18 protein-coding genes and 2 tRNA genes are annotated in these 22911 nt (G+C 67.5%); 11 read left to right on the forward strand and 9 right to left on the reverse strand.

Translation table 11 applies throughout. The annotated features are described in order from the left end of the window. Nucleotides 1-7 precede the first annotated feature (7 nt). From KR541_RS07645 to KR541_RS07665, 5 genes are all read right to left on the reverse strand, one after another. Complete coding sequence (locus KR541_RS07645) at nt 8-946, reverse strand: carbohydrate kinase family protein (protein WP_050012686.1); 939 nt, start codon at nt 944-946, stop codon at nt 8-10. 142 nt (nt 947-1088) lie between these two features. Further along, nucleotides 1089-2030, reverse strand: a complete 942-nt coding sequence (locus KR541_RS07650; RefSeq protein WP_050012518.1) for an ABC transporter substrate-binding protein — start codon at nt 2028-2030, stop codon at nt 1089-1091. Between the two features lie 86 nt (nt 2031-2116). Further along, the gene (locus tag KR541_RS07655) at nt 2117-3154 is read right to left on the reverse strand and encodes an ABC transporter permease subunit (RefSeq protein ID WP_050012519.1); all 1038 of its coding nucleotides are present in this window, start codon (nt 3152-3154) and stop codon (nt 2117-2119) included. 40 nt (nt 3155-3194) lie between these two features. Then, complete coding sequence (locus KR541_RS07660) at nt 3195-4748, reverse strand: sugar ABC transporter ATP-binding protein (protein ID WP_216089476.1); 1554 nt, start codon at nt 4746-4748, stop codon at nt 3195-3197. After that, the gene (locus KR541_RS07665; protein ID WP_050012521.1) at nt 4735-5982 is read right to left on the reverse strand and encodes an ROK family protein; all 1248 of its coding nucleotides are present in this window, start codon (nt 5980-5982) and stop codon (nt 4735-4737) included. The genes KR541_RS07660 and KR541_RS07665 overlap by 14 nt, the downstream gene beginning before the upstream one ends. Before the next feature lie 354 nt (nt 5983-6336). Between KR541_RS07665 and KR541_RS07670 the strand changes: the two genes are divergently transcribed. Then, nucleotides 6337-6840: an Ohr family peroxiredoxin gene (locus tag KR541_RS07670; RefSeq protein ID WP_050012522.1), complete on the forward strand. Its 504-nt coding sequence runs from the start codon at nt 6337-6339 to the stop codon at nt 6838-6840. Between the two features lie 129 nt (nt 6841-6969). Here the strand turns inward: KR541_RS07670 and KR541_RS07675 are convergent. The 3 genes from KR541_RS07675 to KR541_RS07685 form a co-directional block, all read right to left on the reverse strand. Continuing rightward, nucleotides 6970-7056: transfer RNA gene (locus KR541_RS07675), tRNA-Leu, on the reverse strand. A gap of 112 nt (nt 7057-7168) precedes the next feature. Further along, nucleotides 7169-8158, reverse strand: coding sequence for an aliphatic sulfonate ABC transporter substrate-binding protein (locus tag KR541_RS07680; protein WP_050012523.1), 990 nt, complete (start codon nt 8156-8158; stop codon nt 7169-7171). Nucleotides 8159-8343: 185 nt separating this feature from the next. Then, nucleotides 8344-8430: transfer RNA gene (locus KR541_RS07685), tRNA-Leu, on the reverse strand. A gap of 552 nt (nt 8431-8982) precedes the next feature. Here KR541_RS07685 and KR541_RS07690 point away from each other — a divergent pair. After that, complete coding sequence (locus KR541_RS07690; RefSeq protein ID WP_050012524.1) at nt 8983-11298, forward strand: ATP-binding protein; 2316 nt, start codon at nt 8983-8985, stop codon at nt 11296-11298. Nucleotides 11299-11875: 577 nt separating this feature from the next. On the opposite strand, the gene KR541_RS07695 is transcribed toward KR541_RS07690, so the two are convergent. Continuing rightward, nucleotides 11876-14743 (reverse strand): glycosyl hydrolase family 18 protein, encoded by a 2868-nt coding sequence (locus KR541_RS07695; RefSeq protein WP_252996651.1) that lies wholly within the window; start codon nt 14741-14743, stop codon nt 11876-11878. A 285-nt stretch (nt 14744-15028) separates the two neighbouring features. Between KR541_RS07695 and gbpA the strand changes: the two genes are divergently transcribed. From gbpA to KR541_RS07740, 9 genes are all read left to right on the forward strand, one after another. Continuing rightward, nucleotides 15029-16486 (forward strand): N-acetylglucosamine-binding protein GbpA, encoded by a 1458-nt coding sequence (gbpA, locus tag KR541_RS07700; protein WP_050012526.1) that lies wholly within the window; start codon nt 15029-15031, stop codon nt 16484-16486. 272 nt (nt 16487-16758) lie between these two features. Then, nucleotides 16759-17199 carry a type II secretion system major pseudopilin GspG gene (gene gspG, locus KR541_RS07705; RefSeq protein ID WP_050012527.1) on the forward strand — a complete coding sequence of 147 codons (441 nt, stop codon included), beginning with the start codon at nt 16759-16761 and terminating at the stop codon, nt 17197-17199. After that, nucleotides 17174-17686, forward strand: a complete 513-nt coding sequence (locus KR541_RS07710) for a lytic transglycosylase domain-containing protein (protein WP_050012687.1) — start codon at nt 17174-17176, stop codon at nt 17684-17686. Before gspG ends, KR541_RS07710 begins: the two co-directional genes overlap by 26 nt. 2 nt (nt 17687-17688) lie before the next feature. Next, complete coding sequence (locus tag KR541_RS07715; RefSeq protein ID WP_089488399.1) at nt 17689-18873, forward strand: type II secretion system F family protein; 1185 nt, start codon at nt 17689-17691, stop codon at nt 18871-18873. Between the two features lie 50 nt (nt 18874-18923). Next, nucleotides 18924-20555: a GspE/PulE family protein gene (locus KR541_RS07720; RefSeq protein WP_050012529.1), complete on the forward strand. Its 1632-nt coding sequence runs from the start codon at nt 18924-18926 to the stop codon at nt 20553-20555. Beyond that, nucleotides 20536-21303, forward strand: coding sequence for a hypothetical protein (locus KR541_RS07725; RefSeq protein ID WP_235356171.1), 768 nt, complete (start codon nt 20536-20538; stop codon nt 21301-21303). The genes KR541_RS07720 and KR541_RS07725 overlap by 20 nt, the downstream gene beginning before the upstream one ends. Continuing rightward, entirely contained in the window at nt 21300-21830 is a 531-nt protein-coding gene (locus tag KR541_RS07730) for a hypothetical protein (RefSeq protein ID WP_050012530.1), read from the forward strand. Before KR541_RS07725 ends, KR541_RS07730 begins: the two co-directional genes overlap by 4 nt. Then, entirely contained in the window at nt 21827-22381 is a 555-nt protein-coding gene (locus tag KR541_RS07735) for a hypothetical protein (RefSeq protein ID WP_050012531.1), read from the forward strand. Before KR541_RS07730 ends, KR541_RS07735 begins: the two co-directional genes overlap by 4 nt. Then, complete coding sequence (locus KR541_RS07740; protein WP_216089478.1) at nt 22378-22881, forward strand: hypothetical protein; 504 nt, start codon at nt 22378-22380, stop codon at nt 22879-22881. Before KR541_RS07735 ends, KR541_RS07740 begins: the two co-directional genes overlap by 4 nt. Nucleotides 22882-22911: the final 30 nt, after the last annotated feature.

The raw sequence follows: 22911 nt of genomic DNA on the forward strand, positions 1-22911 counted from the left end.
GCGCCGTCTATGGCGAAAGCGCGGCGCCGGCGGCGGTGCGCTCGATCATGTCGGCCACTTCCGCGGCCGTCGGCGCATAGGCGCCCGCATGTTCACACGCCACGGCCGCGCACGCGGCCGCGTGGCGCAGATGCTCGGCGGCCGACGCATCGGGCCGCGCAAGCTGGCTCGCGAGCCAGCCGCCGATGCTCGCATCGCCGCAGCCGACCGTATCGGCGACTTCAGTCGGGAACGCAGGCTGGAACAGCACGGTATCGCGATGCAGCAGTTGCATGCCGGCCGCGCCGCGCGTGACGAGCATCGTCGCGTCGGGCGCCCACGTGCGCAGTTGCGCGAGCGCGGCTGCTTCGTCGAGTTCCGGAAACAGCCCGCGCAAATCCTCGTCGGATACCTTGATCCAGTCGGCGAGCGCGGTCAACCGGCGCAGCGTGTCGCGATACGACGGTGCGGCCATCGGCGCGCGGAAGTTCGGATCGAACGAGATGCGCTTGCCGGCCGCGCGCGCGGCCTGCGCGAGCGCGATCAGGCGCGACGCGAGCGGCTCGCGCACGACGCCGAGCGAGCCGACGTGCACGATGTCGGCCGCGTCGAACGCGCCGGCCGGCAAGTCGGCCGGATCGAACGCGAGATCGGCGCTGTTTTCGCCGATGAAGAAATAGTCGGGCGGCTGCTTCGATACGACCATCGCGAGCAGCGGCGCGCGGTCGACCTGCCGGATGAAGCGCATGTCGAGCCCCGCGTCGGCGCTCTTGCGCATCAGCTCGTCGCCGAAGGTGTCGCGGCTGACCGTGCCGGCGAAGGCCGTCGGCACGCCGAGTCGCGCGCCGACGCGCGCGACGTTCCAGCACGAGCCGCCGGCGATGCTGTGCCAGTGGTTTGCGTCGTCGCGGATGAAATCGGTCAGCGCTTCGCCGAACACGATCAGGCGGGGAAACGTCGTCGTCATGTTGAAACCTTGTGCCGCGGCGTCGCGCGCGGCCGTACGGCGGTTGATCTGAATCTGAACGGTCGGGCAGTACGGGCCGTCGCGCGCGGCGACGCGGCCCGCCACCGCCCGGCGTCGCGGGCGGGCGGCGCGCTCGCCGCGATCAGCGTGGGGCGCTCCAGCCCTTGTAGGTCTTCACGTTGTCGCGCGTGACGAGCGTCGGCTCGATCAGGATCATCGGGTTGGCCGGCTTCTGGCCGTTCATGATCCCGTAGCCGACATTGACGGCCTGCTGCGCCATCGCCCACGGATCCTGGCTCGACGACGCCTGCACGAGCGTATTCGACTTGAGTGCGACCTCGATGTCGGGCGCGCCGTCGACCGACGTGATCACGATGTTCGGACGGTTCAGCTGTTTCGCCGCGAGATCGGTGCCGATCGCCTGCGGGTCGTTGATCGCGAACACGCCGTCGAGCTTCGGAAAGCGCGTCAGGTAGCCCTGCATCGCATTCATCCCGCCTTCGCGCGAGCCCTTGCCGTCCTGGTCGCTCGACAGCAGCTTGATGCCGGCGTTTTTCGCGAGCACGGCCTTGCAGCCGTTCACGCGATCGATCACGGCCGACACCTGCGGGCCGTTCTCGATGATCACGTTGCCCTTGCCGTTCAGCTTCTTCGCGAGGTAGTCGCACGCGAGTTCGCCGGCCTTCACGTTGTTGGTCTGCACGGTCGCATTCGCGCCGGCCGCCGCGACGTCCACCGCGACGACCGTGATGCCGGCTGCCTGCGCCTTCTTCACCGCCGGCTCGATCGCCTTCGGATCGGTCGCGTTGAGCAGGATCATGTCGACGTGCGCGGAGATGAAGTTGTCGATCTGCGTGAACTGCTTGTTCAGGTCGTAGTCGGCCGAGACGGCCGTGACCTTCGCATTCGGGTTGAGCTGCTTCGCGCGCGCTTCGGCGCCTTTCACGATCGTGACGAAGTACGGGTTGCCGAGCGAGCCGACCGTGACGCCGATCGATTTCAGCGGCTTGTCGGCTGCATGGGCGGCGGCGCTGAAGGCAAGTGCGCAGGCGACGGCGGTCAGGGCGGCGGTGTGCTTGAACATGTCGTTGTGTCTCCGAGAGGTCTGTTGGCGAACGGGCGCAGGAGGACCTGCCTGCACCTTGATGGTTGAATGGTAAGAGACGGGTATCAGGTACGGGCCGAGTCGCGCTGGCGGTAGCGGTCGAGCGCGACCGCGCCGATGATCACGAGCCCCTTGATGATGTACTGCCAGATGTCGGACACGCCGAGCAGCACGAGGCCGTTGGTCAGCACCGCGATGATCAGCGCGCCGATCAGCGTGCCGACGATCGAGCCGACGCCGCCGACGAAGCTCGTGCCGCCGAGGATCACCGCGGCGATCGCGTCGAGCTCGTACGACTGGCCGAGCTGCAGGCCGTTGGCCGCATACAGGCGCGCGGCCGACATCACCGCGCCGAGGCCGGCGAGCAGGCCCGACGCCGCATACACGAACAGCTGGATCGCCCGCACGTTGATGCCGGACAGGCGTGCGGCTTCCGGGTTGCCGCCGACCGAGTAGATCCGCATCCCGAGCACCGTGCGGCGCAGGATGAACCACGAGATCGCGATCACCGCGCACGCGATCACGACGAGCCACGGCACACCGAGGATCGAGCCGTTGCCGATGAACGCGAACGGCAGTTGCGGGTTGAACACGGTCGTGTCGTTGCCGATCAGCCGCGCGACGCCGCGCACGGCCGTCATCGCGCCGAGCGTGACGATGAACGGCGGCAGGCGCAGGAACGAGATCAGTCCGCCGTTGATCGCGCCGAACACGAGGCCGACGACGAGCGCGAACGGCACGCCGAGCCAGCCCCAGCCGGGAATGGTCGACGCGATCAGCGCCGCGACGGCCGCGGCGGCGAGCACCGAGCCGACCGACAGGTCGATGCCGCCCGTCAGGATCACGAAGGTCATGCCGGCGGCGAGCACGATGTTGATCGACGCCTGCTGCGTGACGATCGACAGGTTCTGCAGCGTGAAGAAACCGTCGGTCAGGAAGCCGAAGCCGACGCACAGGACCAGCAGCACCGGCAGCATGCCGGCCGTACGGATCAGCGATTGCATGCGGGCGCGATGATCGGCGCCGCGCATCAGGGGCGTGCGGTTGGTGACCGGATGGGCGGTCGCGGAAGCGAGGTTCCGCTGCTTGGTCGGGTTGATCATTTCGGTACCTTGAATGAAGAGGGAAATGAAGGGGCCGTGGTCAGTGCGCGTCGGCCAGTTCGGCCTGCGAGCCGGTGGCGAGCGCGATGATCGCTTCCTGCGTGATCGGCGTATGCGTGTGTCCGCCGAGTTCGCCCGCGATCTCGCCTTCGCGCATCACGAGCACGCGGTCGGCGACGCCGATGATTTCCGGCAGTTCGCTCGAGATCACGATCACGCCCACGCCGGCACGGGCCAGTTCGTTGATGATCCGGTAGATCTCGGATTTCGCGCCGATGTCGATGCCGCGCGTCGGTTCGTCGAGGATCAGCACGCGCGGCTTCGTCTCGAGCAGGCGCGACAGCAGCACTTTCTGCTGGTTGCCGCCCGACAGCGCGCCGACGTTGACGTTCGCGTGCGGGACGCGGATCGACAGCGATGCAATCGCGTCGCGCGCGCGTTCGGCGCCGCGCGCGAGGTCGAGCGCGCCGAGCCGCGCATCGCGGTTGCATACCGAGATGTTGATGTTGTCGCGCACGCTCATGTCGAGGAACAGGCCCTGGCGCTTGCGGTCTTCCGTCAGGTAGACGAGGCCCGCGTCGATCGCGTCGCGCGGCGAGTGTGCGCCGAACGTGCGCTCGCCCAGCTTCACGTCGCCGCGCACGCGCGGCTCGGCCCCGAAGATCAGCCGCGCGAGCTCGGTGCGGCCCGCGCCGACGAGGCCCGCGATGCCGAGCACTTCGCCCGCGTGCAGGTCGAGGCTGCAGCCGCGCACGCGCGCGCCGTCGGCGATGTCGCGGACCGACAGCAGCAGGTGGCCGGGGTCGTACGGCGCGTGTTCCTTCTTGTAGAAACCGGAGATGTCGCGGCCGACCATCATCGCGACGAGCCGCTCGGCCGACAGCGCCTCGCGTTCGAGCGTGCCGACGTACGTGCCGTCGCGCAGCACCGACACGCGATCGGACAGCTCGTAGATCTCCGCCATCCGGTGGCTGATGTAGATGATCGCGAGGCCTTCCTCGCGCAACTGGCGGATCAGGCGGAACAGGTGTTCGGTTTCGCGCGACGACAGCGGCGTGGTCGGCTCGTCCATCACGAGGATGCGGGCGCGGGTGTGCACGGCGCGCGCGATTTCGACGAGCTGCTGTTCGGCGATCGACAGCGTGTCGACGAGCGTGTCGGGCCCGAACGGGGCGCCCAGGCGCGCGAGCACGTCCTGGCAGCCGCGCGCCATCGCCGCGCGATCGATCGTGCCCCAGCGCCGGTTGCCGCGGCGCAGTTCGCGGCCGACGTAGATGTTTTCCGCGACGGTCAGGTTCGGCGACAGGCACAGCTCCTGGTAGATCACCGCGACGCCGGCATCGCGCGCGGCGAGCGGGCCGTCGATGTCGATGCGTTGGCCGTCGATCAGGATCTCGCCGCCGGCGTCGGCGCGATAGGCGCCCGACAGGATCTTCATCAGCGTCGATTTGCCCGCGCCGTTCTCGCCCATCAGCGAGTGGATCTCGCCCGGATAGACGGTGAGGCTGACGTTGTCGAGCGCGCGCACGGCCGGGAACGTCTTGCTGATCCCGCGCATCTCGAGCAGCGGGCGGGGCGACTCAGAACGCGACATGGTGGACCTCCTGCGAATCGGTGCGGGCGCCCTTGAGGATGCCGGCCCGCGGGGAGAAGTTGAAAAACATAGGCAGCGTGGCGGCGCCGATCGCGCCGGCATCGGCGCCGAACGTGCCGCGCACGAGGACCGGCGTGCCGCGCGCCTCGGGCGCGGTGGCCACGAGCGCCGCGCGCAGGCGGGTCGTGAGCGCGTCGAGCAGGCCCGCGTCGGTGTCGGCGTCGATCACGACCACCGGCGCGTCGATCACGCACAGCACCGCGCGCAACGCCGGTGCAAGCGCGTCGACGCAGTCGTCGATCCATTCGTCGACGGCCGGCAGGCCGCGGGCGATGCAGGCTTCGAGATCGGCGCGGTTCTCGACCGTCTCGCCGTGATGGCGCAGGTGGCGCACGAGCGCATGCAGCGAGGCGCGTGCGAGCAGGATGTCCCACGGGCCGCGCGGCGGCGGCGCGGAGGCCAGCCGGCTCGGCGGCACCGGAATCACCGCGATGTCGCCGGCATTGCCGGTCACGCCGCGCAGGCAGTCGCCGTCGATCGCGATGCCGCCGCCGATCGCCGGCCCGATGAACAGGTAGACGAAGTCGTCGCACTGCCGGCCGTACCCGTAGAACAGTTCGGCGATCGCGGCCGCGTTGCCGTCGTTTTCGCCGAATACGGGCAGCGACAGCGTGCGGCCGAGGTCGGCCGCGAAGTCGACGTCTTCCCACGCGCGGAACGTGTCGGGCGCGAGGCCGAGCTCGCGCATCCACGCGCCGAGGTTGTACGGCTGCGCGACGCCGACGCCGGTCAGGCGCGCGCGTTCATGGTCGGGGAGCAGGGCCTGCATCGCGTCGATGTCGTGACGCACGATCTCGAGCACGTCGGCGGGCGGGGGAAGCAGCGTGTCGTGTGAGCGGCGGCCGAGCACGTCGCCCGCGAAATTGACGAGCGCCGTCTCGATGCGCATCCGGTCGAGATGGACGCCGATGCCGAACGCGCCGCGCGGATCGAGGCGGATCAGCGACGCCGGCTGGCCGCGCTGGCCTTCGGTGCGGCCCGCGAATTCGATCAGCTTCGCGTCGGCGAGCGACGCGATGATGCTGCCGACCGCCGTCCCCGTCATGCTCGCGAGACGGGCGAGGTCGGCCTTCGATGCGCTGCCCGCACGGCGCAGCGTCTTCAGCAGCAGGCGCTCGTTGTAACGGCGCACGTTGGCCGAATTGCTTCCCTGGCCGAAGTGCGGGCTTCTCATGGCGTCTCCTTCCATGTCGCACCGCTCGGCGGCGCATTAAATAAATCACGTTGATTTATTTAACCGCGCGAACGGCGGTCTGTCAGCCTAGGGAAATCCCGGTCGTATCCGGGAACGGCAGCGTGGCTCGGCCGCCCGCGGCTCGTTTCGGGGCCGGGAATTTCGAATTCGTCTGATGGATTTGCTGCCGGCCGCGCGTCACGATTGCCGGCTCGGCTGCATGCGAAAGCACAGCCGGAAGAGGGCGATGTCTGCGGGCGCCGCGTGATGCGGGGCCGGCAGCGTCGGTCGTTCATCGTTTACTGGACGCAGGGCGGCGGGAGCCGTCCGGCGTCTGCACTCGGGAGAAACGCCATGCATCGTACGACGCGGCCTTCGGTATCGCTGCTCGATCCTTATACCGGCAGCGAACCGCTGCCGCTTTACACGACGACGGTGACGGTCACCGGCGGCGAAGCGGCCCACGGACGTTCGTCCGGCCACGCGCGTTCGACAACCGGCGAACTCGATGTGTCGTTGCGCCTGCCGGTCGAATTGGGCGGAGTGGGTGGCGGTACGAATCCGGAGCAGTTGTTCGCGGCCGGCTTCGCGGCGTGCTTTCACGGCGCGTTGACGCTGGTGGCGATGCGGCGCCGGGTGCGCTTGCCGCCCGATCTCGCGATCACGGCCAGCGCAACGTTTCAGCGCGATCCGGTGGATGGCCTGTTTGCGATCGCGCTCGATCTCGAGGTCGGCATGCCGGGCGTCGGCGCAACTGCCGCGCGCGAGCTGGTCGCGGAGACGGAGGCGATTTGTCCGTACGCGAAGATGGCGAGGGACGGGATTCAGCATGTCGTGCGCGTCACCGGGACGGTGTAATCACGACGCCAGCCGGCTGCGCTTGCAAGCGCAGCCTTTCGAGCCCTCGCGCAAGGCGCACAGGCGCTTTGTTTCCTGGGCTTGAAATGAAAAAAGGCCGGCTAGAAGCCGACCTTTTTAGAAAACAGATGGTGCCCAGGAGAGGACTCGAACCTCCACGATGTTGCCACCGCTAGGACCTGAACCTAGTGCGTCTACCAATTCCGCCACCTGGGCACGTTTCGCTTGCTGCGATGCGAAGACCGCTATTTTAGCGTGCTGACGGAGTCTGTCAACACAATTTCATCCGGAGCGATAAAAATAATGCGCGCGTGGCGTGGCGCGATCGTCACGCGCCGATCGGTTCCGCGCGCTTCGCGGTGAAATTCCAGCGCTCCGCCTGGCTGGTATCGACGCGGGCGGGCAGCAGTCCGGCCGCCAGGAACGTATCGGCGATCTTCTGTTGTTCGCCGAAGTTTTGCGCGGCCACCGCGCGGACGAGGTAGCTGCGTCGCGCATTCGCCCGCGCGATCGTCGCAGCATCGAGCCCCCAGATCGGCGCGAGCGTGTTCGCGGCGTCCTGCGGATGGTCGCGCAGCCACGCGCCGGCCTGGGACAATTGGTCGAACAGAATCTGGACGACGTCGGGGCGCGCGGCGGCAAAGCTGCTCGATGCGAGGTAGTAGCGCTGGTACGACGCGAGTCCGCTGCCGTCGGCCAGGATCCGCACGTCGGGATTCCGGTCGACCGACGCGACATAGGGGTCCCACGTGATCCATGCGTCCACGCTGCCGCGCTCGAATGCGGCGCGGCCGTCCGCGGGCGTCAGGTAATGGATCGCCACATCGGCGGGCGCGAGCTTCGCGCGGGCGAGCGCGGCGAGCAGCAGGTAGTGGCTGCCGGCTGCCTTCGTGACCGCGATACGCCGGCCCTTGAGATCGGCGAGCGTGCGCAGCGCGCTGTCCTGCTTGACGACGATCGCCTGCGCCTTCGGCGAAGGCGCCTCCTGCGCGACATACACGAAACGCGCATGCGCGGCCTGCGCGAAGACCGGGACCGTATCGGCCACATCGGCGCTGAAGTCGACGGCGCCGACGTTGAGCGCTTCGGTCAGCGGCAATCCGCTCGCGAATTCATGCCATGACACGGTCAGGCCGAGCGGCGTCAGCGCCTGCTCGAGCGTGCCGCGCGTCTTGAGCAGCGTGATCAGCGTCGACGACTTCTGGTAACCGATGCGCAGTGCGGCCGGCGCGTTCTCGGCGTGCGCGCGGACACCGGCGGCCGTGAGGCCCGCGGCCAGCATCGCGCGTGCGAATGTGCGGCGGTTCATCGACGTCATGAAGGGGACTCCTCGTTGGATGCGTTGAAAGCGAGGCGGCTAACGTAACAACGGGGAGGGGGATTGATAACCGATAAATTCTGCTATCGATCGGAGCGGCCGACATAAGGGGCGAAGACGGGCAGTCGCGATGGAAGTGCCGAAATGAAAAAGGCCGGCTGAAAGCCGACCTTTTTAAATACAGATGGTGCCCAGGAGAGGACTCGAACCTCCACGATGTTGCCACCGCTAGGACCTGAACCTAGTGCGTCTACCAATTCCGCCACCTGGGCACGTTTCGCTTGCTGCGATGCGAAAGACCGAAATTATAGCGGGTCCGAAGTGGCTGTCAACACAATTCCACTGGAACCCACCAAAAATATTCGTTCGCGCTCGATAGCCGCCGGCACCTCGACGGATCGGACCGCGCCGTTGCACGACGAAACTGCGGCGCGATGGCCCTGTATCGACGCGAACCGGCCCGCGACCCGTCGTCCCGTTGCGCAGACAACGGCGGAGCGTTGCCGTCCGTCCTCGTCGTGGGCAGCACGCTTGATTTCGAGGGATAAGACAAGTACTAAAGTGCGGATAAATCCTATGGGACAAGAGATAATTGAATCTGGAACTTGAAAAAAATCAAAGCGATTCGAGCAACATGTCGGTCTGGTAACCGGCAGCCGAATGCGGCGCGGTTGTGTGTTGAGGAACCCGAGCCCGCCTGCGCGGTAGTCGCGCGGCGGGATCGCCAGTGCGACGAAGAATGCGGACGATCCGCCGCAAGACAATTCAGGAAATGCGCACCATCGAACTCGGGCAAATAAAACAATAACGCGGAATGCCATCCCATGCCTGACTGGCTCAATCGAGTCTGGAGAATCGCGACGTCCGTGCGGCCCGCCGTCTGGCCGCTGTCGGCCGGCGTTGCATTGCTGGCGGTGCTCAGCTGTACGCCGGCGGCCGAGACCTTGCTGTCTCCGCTCGACCGTCTGTACTGGAATCTGGTCACGACCGGCGTCGATTACGGCGCGCGCGACGATGTCGTCGTCATCTCGATCGACAAGAAGACGGTCGCCGAACTGGGGGGCGATGCAAGTTATACGCGAGCCGCCTATGCGCAAGTGCTCGATCGTCTGGGCGGCGCATCGAGCGTCGTGCTCGACATGACGATGTTCGGCCCGGCGCGCGGCGACGACGCGCTCGCGGCTGCGCTGGCCCGGCACGGGCGCGTCGTGCTGCCCGCCCACGTGTCGCCGGAGGGCACGCGCGCCGACACCGTGCTGCTGCCCGCGCCGCGGTTGCGCGGCGCGGCGGCGGCCGTCGGCCAGCGCAGCGTCGTGCTCGGCAGCGACCATCTGGTGCAGGGCATCGTGCCGTACGTCCGGGCCGGCGATTCGGACCGCGAACTGTCGCATGTCGCGCTGGAGGCGATTCGTGTCGCGGGGAGGTCGCTGCCGGCCGGCGACGTGCGCCTTCACGTGCAGGATCACGTGTCCAGGATGGGCCATGTCGAAGCGAGCTCGCTCGCGTTGCTCCTGCCGGCGCGCTTCGATCTCGACCGCTATTCGTACGTCGATGTGCTGAAGGGGCGGATCCCCGAGTCGGCGTGGCGCGGCCGCATCGTCTTCGTCGGCGACGCGATGTCCGATCTCTCCGGCGTCTACGACCTGTCGACGTCGGCGGGCGGACGGCTGCGTCGCGTCGAGGTGGATGCGCTGGTGACGCAGGCGCTGGTCGACGGCCAGATCCTGTGGCGCGAGCCGATCGCGATCCAGATCGCCGTCAGCATCGCGGTCGCGACGGGGATGCTGCTGATCTGCCTGCTGGTGCCGGGCTGGCGCATGTATGCATTCGCGATCGGGTGGCTGGCCGCGTTCGTCGCCGCCGAAATGCTGCTGCTCGTACATGGGTCGTACTGGACGCCGATCGGACCGTTGCTTGCCGTGTGCGTATTGATTTTCGCGATATGCGGCTGGCGGCGCGCCGGCAGCCTGCGGGCGTTCCTGCTGAGCGAATACGGGATGCTGCGCGGGCTGGCCGGCCAGCACGCGTTCGTCGGCTTGCCGCCCGCGGCCGGCGCGGACAGCGGGCTGCCGACGACGGATGAAGTCGACCTCGCGATGCAGCGCATTCGCGAATGGCGGACGGCGTATGTCGACATGATCGAGACGCTGCCGTATCCGATCTTCGTCGAACAGCGTGGCGAGATGCTGATGTGCAACGCACGCGGCCGCGCGATGCTGGCGGCGCTCGACGCCGACGGCGACGCGGCGGTACGGCGCGTGCTGTCGATCGTGCGCGACGAAGTGCTGACCGCGAAGGCGAGCGGCAAGATCCATTCGGCCGAGCTGGCGCTGAACGGGCGCACGCAGATGGTGATGGTGACGCCGTTCGGCGATGGCGAACGGCACAGTTCGACCGCGAGCATGATCTGCCTCGTCGATATCCACAACATCAAGGCCGCGGTCGAAAGCGACCGGCGGACGCTGCGGCACATGGCGCACGATCTGCGCAACCCGCTGTCGACGGTGCTCTCGCTGCTCGAGGAGCGCAACCAGGCCGATGGCGCGAGCGACGAGGGTTTCCTGGCCGACCTGCACAAGCTCGTCGACTACAGCCTGCGCGTCGCCCAGGATTTCACGCAGTTGTCGCGCGCCGAGCACCTTGACACGCATGCCTACGTGCCGATGTCGGCGAGCGACCTCGCGACGGAAGCGGTCGATCATGTCTGGCACAGCGCGAACGGGAAGCGCATCCGCGTCGAGGGCCCGCATTACGAGGGTGACGACGCGTTCGTCCTCGGCAATCGCGACATGCTGCTGCGCGCGTTGACCAATCTGCTCGACAACGCGATCAAGTACTCGGCCGAGGACACGGTGGTCGACGTGTGGATCGATGCCGACGACCGGCAGGTTTCGGTCGCGGTGCAGGACCAGGGGATCGGCATTCCGGCCGACGCGATGCCGCGGCTGTTCGAACCGTTCTTTCAGGTCGACGGCATGTATCGCGACGCAAGTGGCGGTGTCGGCCTCGGGCTGCCGTTCGTGAAGGCAGTGATCGAGCGCCACGGGGGATCGGTCGAGGTGACGTCGGCGCCGGGGCAGGGCAGCCGCTTTACCGTACGCTTGCCGAGAACCGCAGCGCAAATGCTCGAAGACGCGTAACCGCCGGGTACCGGAACGGCAGCGCGGGCGTGCGCTTTGCCGAAGCCGGGCGAGGATTGAAACCCGATCGATGAAAGGCCGGATCCCGTGCCGCGCGGGTCCGGCCTTTTTGCGTTTCGGCGGGGCATTCGTCACGACGACGAATACCGAGGCCCGGACAGCGTGTCGAATGACGTCACGTGTGCCCGGCTCGGGCGGAAGGAAGCGTGAAAGGGTTGCGTGCGTCTTGCTGTCGTACCGCCTACCGCTTACCGCACGACGGCGAGGCCGCGAATGCCGCCAGGCGATGACGATCCGGCGGCCCGGCCCTGTCGGCCATCGCGCGCACCATCCGGCGCGTTTGCAGGCTGATCCTGCGGCGTACGGATGCACGCGCGGCGGCACGGCAAGCGCCGGAAGCCGACACGGGAGACCGACGCCTGAAACGGCCGCGCATCGCCCGGTCCCGAAACGAAAACGCCCCCGCACGAGGCGGGGGCGATTCAGGCATTTGCCGTTGTGCGTCGTTGGACGCGGGTTTCACATCGGCCGGGGCGCCGCGATGGCGCGGCCGGCCGGACCTGGCACGTCGTCGGTCTTACTCCTTGTGTTCCTCCCACGCCTGGTCCCATGCGGTGCCCTTGCCCGGCTCGTAAGCCCAGGCCGCCATCGAGCACCAGTTGGTGTACGGGAACGGCTTGCAGCGGTACAGCTTGCCGTTGTTGGAGACGACGTCGCCGGCGTTGTACTTCGTCCCTTCCTTGTACTGCGGGTGGTCGCCGCCGCCTTCGCCGCCGCCTTCGCCGCCGCCGTTGCCGCCGCCTTCGCCGCCGCCGTTGCCGCCGTCACCATGGAGCGTCCACGCGTCGTTCCACGCGAAGCCCTTGCCCGGTTCGTATGCCGCCGGCGCGCCGGAGCACCAGCCGCTGTACGGGAACGGCTTGCACTGGTACAGCTTGCCGAGGTTCGACACGATGTCGCCAGCGTTGTATTGCGTACCGGCCTTGTATGCCGGGTACTCGCCGCCGCCATTGCCGCCGCCTTCGCCACCGCCGTTACCGCCACCCGCATCCTTCGCCTTCACGAGGACCGTATGTTTGGCGCTGCTCGACAGCTTGCCGTCGCTGACGGTGACCGAGAACGTGAACGACTGGTCCTTCGCGAGTTCGGGCGCGGAGAAGTTCAACGTCGCGCCGCTCGGCGTTGCGTTGATGCCGGTCGGGACGTTCCACTTGAAGCTCAGCTTGTCGCCGTCCGGGTCGGTCGACTTCGCGGCCGACAGCGTCACGGCCTGGCCGGCTTCAGCCGTTGCCGGGCCGCCGAGGTGCGCGACCGGCGGACGGTTCTCGGCGGGCGGCGGCTCGACCGTCGCGTCCGCCTGCGCGGTCACGACCACCTGCGCCGTATCCTTCAGCCCGGCCGGATCGGTGACCGTCACGCGGAACGTGTACTTCGTGTCCTGTTTGACCGACGGCACGTCGACGCTCGCGGTCGCGCTCGTCGCATTGACGAGCTTCAGCGGATCGCCGCCGACCTGTTCCCACTTGAAGCTCAGCTTGTCGCCGTCGGGGTCGCGCGACTTCGACGCATCGAGCGTCACCGTCTGCGGCCCGGTCACCGTCATGTCGGCGCCTGCGTTCGCGACCGGCGGATGGTTTTCGGCACCGCCGCCGCCTTCGTCGCCGTGGCCGAGGCCCTTGTGCATCGCGTTCAGGATGTCGCCGTTGTCCGCGTCGATTTCCCACGAGAACAGGCCGCCCAACTGATGCGCACGCACGTAGTCGCCCTTGGCGAGGACCGAACGCTCGTCGTCGAACGTGAGGAGTTCGCCGGTGCTCTTGTTGAACACGTACGGCGCTTCGGCCGTCTGGTCGTAGTGGTATTCGTAGCCGTTGATGCCGGCGTTGTTCGGCCCGATCATCTCCGCCTTGAGCTTCTTGTAGTCGAGGATGCCCGGCTCCCACTGGCCCTTGTGCGGGCCCGTCGCCGTGCCGGTGAACGGATTGCCGTCGGCATAGCCGTGCACGCCGTTCCAGCCGCGCGCATACGCCGCCGCGCCGACCACGAGCTTCTTCGGATCGACGCCCTGCGCGAGCAGCGCCTTGATCGAGTTGTGCGTCGTGTACGCGGTGTCGGGCTTCCAGTCCGGTGCGTACAGCGCGGTTTGATGGCCCAGCTCCGTCAGACTGAACGCACCGTAGAAGTCGTACGTCATGTCGAAGATGTAGTCCATGTACTTCGTGGCTTCCTTGTAGTTCACCACGTCGATCTTGTCCTTGCCCGCGCCGATCGCCGACGTCAGCTCGTAGGTCTTGCCGGTTTCCTGCGACAGCTTGTCGAGCATCTGCCGCAGTTCCTTCATCAGCGTCACATACAGCGGGCCGTCCTTCACCGGATCGCCGAGCGACGGATTCACGCCCTTGCCGCCGGGGAATTCCCAGTCGATGTCGACGCCGTCGAAGAACTTCCACGTGCGCAGCAGTTGTTCGGTCGAATCGACGAACACCTTGCGCTTCGCCGGATCGTGCATCTGGAAGAACGGGTCGGATAGCGTCCAGCCGCCGATCGACGGCAGGATCTTCAGGTTCGGGTTGCGCTTCTTCGCGGCCATCATCTGGCCGAGCACGCCCTTGAGCTTCGAATTCGCGGTCTGGCCCGGCAGCGCCTTGGCCATTTCGCCGTACGTGTCGTGGATCGCGACGCTGTAGTCGGGCAGGCCCTTGCAGCTTTGCATCAGCGTGTTGAACGAGCCCGGCAGGTCCTTCGCGAGCGACGCGTTCACGTCCGCGCCGCCGCAGATCGGGATGAAGCCGTACAGCATGTGCGTGAGGTTCTCGACCGGCACGTTGTCGACGTTGAACTTGCGATCGTAGATCGACCAGGTCGCGAAGTAGGTGCCGACCACCGAGCCGGACGTGTTCGCATACGGCTTGTGGGTCTTGCTCGCGTTGTTCGGCAGGTCGTCCGCCAGTTCGGGAATCGTGTCGAACACGACCACGTCGAGCGGCGCGCTGTCGGTCGAGGCGCCGTTGGCGTCGATCACGCGAACCTGCATCTTCTTTACGCCGGGCGTCTTCACGTTCGCGACGACCTGGCCGCTTTGCGTGCCGCCGGGCGTCATCCGGACCTCGGACGCCGGATCGACGACACCGTTGACCACCGCGACCGCCTTCACCGCGGTGCCGTTGCTCCAGATGTCGAACGGTAGCGGCACGTCGACCTTCTTGTTCAGCTTGACGATGTCCTTGTACGGCGCGACGCCGGCCTTCTGCATGTCGATCTCGACGAAGCCGTGCGGCTGCGACGTGATTTCGTACTGCTTCAGGCTGGGCTTGCCGGGCGCGGCCAGCGCGGCGTTCGCGAAGCTCAGCGCGCTGGCCGCGGCGAGCGCGGCATAGGCAACGTGCGCACGACGCAGGGAGCGGCGGCGGATCACGATGTCGGGAGTGCGTTTATGCGATTTCAATTTGATAACCATCCATCCGGGTGTTGAAAGAAAGTGCGGGAAAGCGAGCACATTCTTTTTCGAGGGCGGCATGGCGGCAACGATTCTCAACGCAATCTAAAAGCGGGCGGGCTGGGGGCGACGATTCTTTGAGAGATCGTTCAGGAAGGTACGCCGAAGCGCGGCGCCTGACGATACTGCACCCAGCGTTTCGTCAGCAGGACATACGTCACGCACATTCCGGCGGATCGTTCGCGATTCGCTTAACGAGGCAACTCCATTCAACGCTCAACCCAACGGAATCAGATGAGAACCCGATCAGCCAAAAAGACCCTCTTTACCCTGTCGCCGCTCGTAGCCTGCGCGTCGATGTTCTTCGCGCAAGCCGCGTTTGCCCACGGCTACCTGTCGGAGCCGCCGTCGCGCGGCCTGCTGTGCAGTTCGAAGGCGGGCAAGGTCGAAAACTTCAACTGCGGTTCGGTCACCTACGAACCGCAAAGCATCGAAGGCAAGCAGGGTTTCCCGGCAGCCGGCGCGCCGGACGGCGAGATCGCGAGCGGCGGCGTGACGCAGTTCAGCGAGCTCAACGAGCAGTCGGTCGATCGCTGGAAGATCACCGACATCAAGCCGGGCGCGCAGAAGTTCAAGTGGACGTTCACCGCGCCGCACGTGACGAAGGAATTCAAGTACTACCTGACGAAGCAGGGCTGGAATCCGAACGCGAAGCTCACGCGCGAGCAGTTCGACCTGACGCCGTTCTGCACGATCGACGGCGGGATGAAAAAAGCCGACGAGATCGGCCCGCACGGCTGCACGATCCCGTCGGACAAGAAGGGCCATCACGTGATGCTGACGACGTGGCACGTCGGCGATACGGCCGGCATGTTCTATAACGTGGCCGACCTGAACATCACCGACGCCGGCGGCCCGACCGATCCGGGCAAGCCGAACTGGTCGAACGTCGGCAGCATCGCGCCGACGATGGACCTGAAGACTGGCGACAAGGTCACGAACCGCGTGTTCAAGTCGGGCGGCGAAGTGCCGTCGATGAAGACCACGGTGACGATCGGCTCCGCGCAGCAGGGCGAACGCAACATGTGGCCGATGCTGCTCGCGAAGGAAATCAACCGCACGCAGGCGGCGAACCTGATCGCCGGCGTCGAGCGCGACGGCCGCATCGAGCCCGCGCTTGGCAAGAACGACGTGTTCTCGAAGAGCACCAGCGGCATCGTGCGCACCGAGACGACGATCGATCACCAGCCGGAAGGCGGCCTCGACGAAGGCTTCAGCATTTCGAACAACGGCGAGTTCAAGATCCAGAACGGCAAGGCGACCGCGAAGTTCTTCCTGAAGTTCAATCACACCAAGGACACGAACGTCACGGTGAAGGTCTACGACGCGGCGAACTCGCTGGTCGGCTCGAAGTCGTCGACGATGCGCATGCAGGGCGACGTGAACGTCGATATCGCGAACGCGAAGGCGGGCGACCACACGGCCGTGGCGACGTCGCAGATCGAGGGCGGCACGCTGAAGCAGGAAACCACCACGTTCAAGCTGACCGGCGAATCGGGCGGCGAAGGCGCTCAGTGCCAGGCTGCATGGAAGCAGGGGACGGCCTACACGGGCGGTGCGAAGGTGCAGCACAACGGCCGCACGTACGAGGCGCGCTGGTGGACCCAGAACGAGGTCCCGGGCGATCCGGCATCGACGGGCGCCGACCATACCGGCAAGGTGTGGAAGGACCTGGGCGCCTGCAGCAAGTAACGACCTGACAAGGAGATGACGTGAGCCGCGCGCAGCCATGCGCGCGGCTTTTTTGCTGACGCGCGGTCGCGAGTCGGCCGATTCAAAACCGTTTTTGATATTTCGTTGATGAAGGTGGTGACGCTTCCCTTCCCCCGGGAAAATGACCTCATCGATCGGCGCTTTCCTTCAATCGAACCACCTCTCCGAAAGCGCCTCACTCACCTGCCGTCTGCAACACGACGGCCCCCGGCCGCGACGCCGTGCCGGGATCTCTACAGAGGGCAAACGACGTGAAACAGAACTACCGGAAATGGGCAACGCGCCGCGGCCAGCAGGGCTTTACGCTGCTGGAGCTGCTGGTCGTGCTGCTGATCATCGCGCTGCTGGCCGGCTATGTCGGTCCGAAGCTGTTCTCGCAGGTCGACAAGGCCAAGGTCAAGTCGACCGAAGCGCAGATGAAGACGCTGGGCGACGCGGTCACGCAATTCCGGCTCGACACGGGCCGCTATCCGACGGCCGACGAAGGGCTCGACTCGCTGGTCGCGCAGCCGCAAGGCAGCGACGGCTGGAACGGTCCGTACCTCGCGAAGGCGGTGCCGAAGGACGGCTGGGGCCGCGCCTACCAATGGAACGTGCCGGGCCGCGAAGGCGAGGCGGAGATCGTGTCGCTCGGACGGGACGGTCGTGTCGGCGGGAGTGGTCTCGATGCGGACCTCGTCTATGACATGTAAGGGTCCGCGCCGCTGGATCGCGGGGGTGGCGCTGTTCGCCGCCTGCGCGTCCGGCGCCGCGGCCAAGGATTGCTGGACCCGGGCGGGCGATCGTCACGGCATCGATCCGTTGCTGCTGGTCGCGATCGCGAAAGTGGAATCCGCGCTGAACCCGCGCGCGATGAACTGGAACCGGAACGGCACCTACGACATCGGGCTGATGCAGATCAACAGTTCGCATTTGCCGCGTCTCGTCAAGGTCGGCGTGACGCACAAGCGATTGATCGACGAGCCGTGCACGTCGATCGACACCGGCGCGTCGATTCTCGCCGGATTCATCGACCGGCACGGCTACACGTGGAACGCAGTCGGCGCGTACAACGCCGGGTCGTCGACGAAACGGGAACCCGCGCGCAAGGCTTATGCGACCAAGGTCTGGCGCGTGTACCACGCGCTGACGAGCGATCGCGACTCGAGCCTCGCGCTGCTCGACGATTGGCGGAGGTAGCGATGGACGCGTTTCGGGTACGCGTGCTTGCCGCCGGCAAGGTCACGCAGCAGGCGGTCGAAGCGGCAAGCGAGACGGACGTGCGGGCGCGCTTCGCGGCGCAGGGCGCGGTCGTGCTCGAGGTGCGGCGCGATGCCCGTTTCGGGCGTCGTAGACGGGCGCCGAAGTTCGCGCTCGCGCTGTTCCTGCAGGAATTGTCGACGCTGCTCGACGCGGGCCTCGTGCTGATCGAGGCGCTCGAGGCGCTGCGCGACAAGGCGGATTCGGGCCGGGATGCGAAGCACGTGATCGACCGGATCCTGGCGGTGATGGTCGAGGGGCAGCCGTTGTCGAAGGCGCTCGCGCAGCAGCCCGCCATTTTTCCGCCGCTGCTCGTCGCGACGATCGAATCGTCGGAGGGCAGCGGTCAGTTGCCGCTCGTCCTCAAGCGCTATCAGCAATACGAAGTGCGAATCGAACAGGTTCGCAAGCGCGTGATCGGCGCGCTGATCTATCCGGCGGTCGTGATCGGCGTGGGCATCGCGATCCTGCTGTTCATGGCGTTCTTCGTGATCCCGCGTTTCGCGGTGGTGTTCGAATCGCTCGCCACATTGCCTGCGACGGCCCGCGCGATGCTCTGGTGGGCGAACCTGCTGCGCGAGAACGGGATGGCGGTCGGGCTCGCGGTCGCTGCGTCGTTCGTCGGCGCGGCGCTGGGGCTCCGCTCGGCCGCGTTCAAGCGTGCGGTGCAGCGCCTGATGTGGCGCGCGCCGAAAGTGCGCGACATCTGCGCGCTGTTCGCGCTCACGCGGTTCTACCGGACCGTCGGCCTGCTGATCGCGGGCGGCACGCCGGCGATCGTGGCGCTGGAGCTGTCCGGCAAGGTGTTGCCCGAGCACTTTCGCGCGCGGCTCGCCGTCGCGCTGACCGAGATGCGCGCAGGGCGGCCGGTCGCGGCCGTGCTCGCCGCGCATGGATTGACGACGTCGGTCGCCGAGCGGCTGTTGCGCGTGGGCGAACAGAGCGGCGACCTCGGCGGGATGTGCGAGCACATCGCGCAGTTTCACGACGGCGCGCTCGACCGCGCGATCGAGATGCTCAGCAAGGTGTTCGAACCGGTCCTGATGCTCGCGGTGGGCGCGACGGTCGGCGCGGTGGTCCTGCTGCTCTACATGCCGATCTTCGAATTGGCCGGCAGCGTCGGATAGCCCGAGCGCCAACGCGTTCGCGATTCCACTGTCCAACTGGAGAAAATTCAATGAAAACGGAACACATCGTTCAACGCTGGCAGTCGGAATCCGACGCATCGGGCGTCGATTTCGCGCAGTACGTCGGCGGGTTGCTGGCCGCCGATGCGGCGCTGCTCGCACAGGCGGCCGCCTGCCTCGGCATCGGCGCAGTCGACGCGGATGCGCTGCGCGCGGCGCGCACGCGCTTCGACCTGCTGCCGCTGCACGACGCGCTGACCTGGCGCGTGCTGCCGGTCGAACTCGACGGCGCGCCGTGCGTGGTCGTCGCCGATCCGTTCGCCCGCCACGTGCGCGACGAACTGCTTGCGCGCTTCGGCACGCGGCCGATCGAACTGGCGATGAGCGCGCCGGGCGAGGTCGAGCGGCTGCTCGGCGACATCGAGTCGAGCGAGCGGCTGATGGATGACGTGACGATCGATACGCAGGGCGATTCGCTCGCGCAGGCGATCGAGTCGATCTCGCTCGCGAGCATCGCGAAGGACGAAAGCCCGATCATCCGGCTCGTCAACACGACGCTCTACGACGCGCTGCAGAGCCGCGCCAGCGACATTCATCTCGAAGCGGTGCCGGACGGCCTGTCGATCCGCTACCGGATCGACGGCGTGCTGCAGTCGATCCGCCATATTCCGGGGCTCGAGGCGGCCGCGCAGACGCTGTCGCGTCTCAAGGTGCTCGCCGCGCTCGACATCGCGGAGAAGCGCGTGCCGCAGGACGGCCGCTTCAAGGTCGTGATGCAGGGCCGCGAAATCGATTTCCGCGTGTCGATCATTCCCGGCACCCATGGCGAAAACGCGGTGATGCGCGTGCTCGACAAGTCGCAGCGCGGCGACAGCGTGAGCCTCGACGTGCTCGGCTTCGATGCGCCGACGGCGCGGCGCGTGCGCGCGCTCGCGCATCGTCCGTACGGGCTGATGCTCGTGACGGGGCCGACCGGCAGCGGCAAGTCGACGACGCTGTACGCGGTGCTGTCGGAGGTCAACACCGGCGACGACAAGATCATCACGATCGAGGACCCGGTCGAATACGAACTGCAGGGCGTGCTGCAGATTCCGGTCAACGAGCGCAAGGGGCTCACGTTCGCGCGCGGCCTGCGCTCGATCCTGCGTCACGATCCGGACACGGTCATGGTCGGCGAGATCCGCGACGAGGAGACCGCGTCGATCGCCGTGCAATCCGCGCTGACCGGCCACCGCGTGCTGTCGACCGTGCATGCGAACGACGGGTTCAGCGTGATCGACCGGTTCATCTACATGGGCGTGGAGCCGTCGACGTTTCTCGAGGCGCTGAACGGCGTCGTGTCGCAGCGCCTGGTACGCCGGATCTGCGCGAACTGCGGCGACGCCGCGCACGGCGCCGACCTGCGCGACGCGCCGCTCGACGAACTGAAGCGCGTGGTCGCGCCCGGCGCGGGCTGCGAGACGTGCCGCGGCACCGGCTATCACGGCCGGATCGGGCTCGCGGAAGTGCTGACGCTCGACGCCGCGATGAAGGTCGCGTTGCTCGAACGCTCGATCGAGAAGCGGACGCGCGCGCTTGCGGACAACGCCGACTACCAGTCGATGCGCGACGCGGGGCTGGCGGCGATTCGCGCGAGGCTCACGACGTTCCAGGAGGTGCAGCGTGCGATCGCCGTGGAATAACGCCGTCGCGGTGCTCGACGCCGACACGCTGCGCGTGTGGACGAGCGACGGCTGGCGCGTGCGTCGCGCCGGTCCGCCGCAGATCGTCGTCGCGCACGACGGACTGCCGGCCGACGCGCTGGCGCGGGTGCTGGGCGACCTGCCGAAGCAGCGCCTGCCGATGTGCAACCGCCTGCGGATCGTCGTCGGCCATCCGTGGACGCATGGCGTCGTGCTGCCGTGGCAGGACGGGCTGGTGTCGGACGCCGCCTGGGACGGCTATGCGCGCGCGCTGTTCGCCGCCCGCGCGCAGCGCGGTGCGCTGCGCATCCGTATCGAAGCCGCGCGGCACGGCCGCGCACGTCTGGCGGTGGCGGCCTGCGACACGTTGCTCGCGTCGCTCGCGACCGTGAGCCGCGCCACCGGCTGGCGGCTCGTCAGCGTGCGCGATGCGCTGTCGGCGTCGCTCACGCTGCATGCGGGCCGCCTGAGCGCGGAAGACTGCCGCTACGCACTATTGCAGCCGCGCGTCGTCACCTGCGTGTTTCGCCGCGCTGGCGAGTGGGCCGACGTGGTCACGCTGCCGCGTGCGGGCGGCCGGCGGCTCGACGACTGGTTCGCCGCCGCCGCGCTGATGGCCGGGCAACCGCTGGCCGGCGCGGCGTTCGCGAGTGCGCTCGACGGCGCGCCGCCGGCCGCGGACGACGTCACGCTGCTCGACGACGGGTGGGGCGACGTACCCGTGTGCGCATCCGGAGAACCGGCATGACGCGCGTCGACGAACTGGATTTCGCGGCGCCTCGCACGCGCGTCACGCCGTGGGCGGCCGTCGCGCTGTGCTGCGCGTTGCTCACCGGTGCATTCGCCGCGAGCGAGTGGTCGCGCGTCGACCAGTTGCGCGACGACGTCGACCGCCTCGAAAGCCGTATCGACCAGCGCAAGCGCGCGATCGAGCGCGAGCAGCGCCGGCAGAAGAGCATGACGCCGGAGCAGCGCCGCATCGAGCGCGTGCTCGCCGAGCAGAAGACGAGCGCCGCGGGCTCCGGGCTGTCGGTGGTCGACTGGATCGAGCACGCATGGACGCCGCAAATCGCGCTGAAGTCGCTGACGGTCGACAAGGCCGGCCGCGAGGCGCGCATCGAAGGCGGCGCGGCGGAGTTGTCGCACATCTACATCTTCGTCGATCGTCTGAACGACCGTCACCCGGACCGCAAGATCGGCCTGCTGCAGCACCGCACGAAAGCGGAGGACGGCAAGAACATCTTTCACTTCAGCCTGAGCATCGAACACCCATGACGAACCTGAAAGCAATCGACACGACGGCGCTTGCCGCGCGGCTGCGCTGGGGCGCCTATGCGGCGACCGCCAAGCTCGGCGTGCCGGGGCTGCTCGCGGGCGGACTGGTCGTCGCGCTGATCGGCGCTCACGCGCTGCACCTGCAGCCGGACGACGAGCGGCTCGAGGCCGAGCGTTCGGCGCGCGTGGCGGAGCTGGCCGCGCTGCCGAAGCCGGGCAAGCAGGCCGGCGCCGGCGGCATGACGCTGCAGCAGGTGCAGCAACTGCGCAGCAGCGAGCAGGCGTACTCGATTTTCCAGATCCTGTCGCAGCGCGGCATGGATCGCAAGCACGCGACGTATCGCCGCGAAGTCGAGATGAAGGGCAAGCTGCGCCGGCTCACGATCAGCATCGCGCTGAGCGGCAGCTATGTCGGGCTGCGCGAAGCGATGCGCGAGATCGCGGACCAGCCGATGGTGCGCATCGAGGGCGTGTCGATCGAGCGCGACCGGATCGACAGCGCCACCGTCACCGCCGACCTGCGGGTCAGCCTGCTGGGGCCCGATACATGATGCGCACCGTCCTGATCCCGCTGGCGCTCGCAGTCGCCACCGCTTGCCTCTCCGGCGGCAGCGCCGCGCACGAGAGCGGCAGCGCCGCGCACGAGAGCGGCAGCCCGGCGCCGATCGTCGACGTCTTCCCGGCGCAGAGCTGGGCGTCGCTCGGCGCGGAGCCGGCGCGCGACGACCCGCCGCCGGTCGCGGCGCCCGAACCCGCACCCGAACCGGAACCGCCGTCGCTCGACACGCCGATCGACGCGCCGCCGGCCGCCGCCGTCCCGTTCGAGATCGCCGGGGAGTGGCGCGAGAGCGGCCAGCGCATCGTCGTGCTGGAAGGCATCGGCAAGACGTTCCTGCTGTGCGGATCGCGCTGCGACGTGCGCGACGCGGTACGGCCGGGCGACGAGATCGCCGAAGGCTACCGGCTGAAGAAACTGGGCGAACAGGGCACGGTGATCGTGACCCGCGGCAGTGCCGATGTCGAGTTGTCGCTGCCCGTCCCGATCCAATGAACCCCGAATCCAACCTCTGCCGAACACCAT

This window comes from Burkholderia sola, from assembly GCF_905400185.1.
GTDB lineage: Bacteria > Pseudomonadota > Gammaproteobacteria > Burkholderiales > Burkholderiaceae > Burkholderia > Burkholderia sola.

Coding starts and splice junctions, on each gene's coding strand:
- KR541_RS07645 (WP_050012686.1), bottom strand. CDS start 946: ATGACGACGACGTTTCCCCGCCTGATCGTGTTCGGCGAAGCGCTGACC.
- KR541_RS07650 (WP_050012518.1), bottom strand. CDS start 2,030: ATGTTCAAGCACACCGCCGCCCTGACCGCCGTCGCCTGCGCACTTGCC.
- KR541_RS07655 (WP_050012519.1), bottom strand. CDS start 3,154: ATGATCAACCCGACCAAGCAGCGGAACCTCGCTTCCGCGACCGCCCAT.
- KR541_RS07660 (WP_216089476.1), bottom strand. CDS start 4,748: ATGTCGCGTTCTGAGTCGCCCCGCCCGCTGCTCGAGATGCGCGGGATC.
- KR541_RS07665 (WP_050012521.1), bottom strand. CDS start 5,982: ATGAGAAGCCCGCACTTCGGCCAGGGAAGCAATTCGGCCAACGTGCGC.
- KR541_RS07670 (WP_050012522.1), top strand. CDS start 6,337: ATGCATCGTACGACGCGGCCTTCGGTATCGCTGCTCGATCCTTATACC.
- KR541_RS07680 (WP_050012523.1), bottom strand. CDS start 8,158: ATGACGTCGATGAACCGCCGCACATTCGCACGCGCGATGCTGGCCGCG.
- KR541_RS07690 (WP_050012524.1), top strand. CDS start 8,983: ATGCCTGACTGGCTCAATCGAGTCTGGAGAATCGCGACGTCCGTGCGG.
- gbpA (WP_050012526.1), top strand. CDS start 15,029: ATGAGAACCCGATCAGCCAAAAAGACCCTCTTTACCCTGTCGCCGCTC.
- KR541_RS07710 (WP_050012687.1), top strand. CDS start 17,174: ATGCGGACCTCGTCTATGACATGTAAGGGTCCGCGCCGCTGGATCGCG.
- KR541_RS07715 (WP_089488399.1), top strand. CDS start 17,689: ATGGACGCGTTTCGGGTACGCGTGCTTGCCGCCGGCAAGGTCACGCAG.
- KR541_RS07720 (WP_050012529.1), top strand. CDS start 18,924: ATGAAAACGGAACACATCGTTCAACGCTGGCAGTCGGAATCCGACGCA.
- KR541_RS07730 (WP_050012530.1), top strand. CDS start 21,300: ATGACGCGCGTCGACGAACTGGATTTCGCGGCGCCTCGCACGCGCGTC.
- KR541_RS07735 (WP_050012531.1), top strand. CDS start 21,827: ATGACGAACCTGAAAGCAATCGACACGACGGCGCTTGCCGCGCGGCTG.
- KR541_RS07740 (WP_216089478.1), top strand. CDS start 22,378: ATGATGCGCACCGTCCTGATCCCGCTGGCGCTCGCAGTCGCCACCGCT.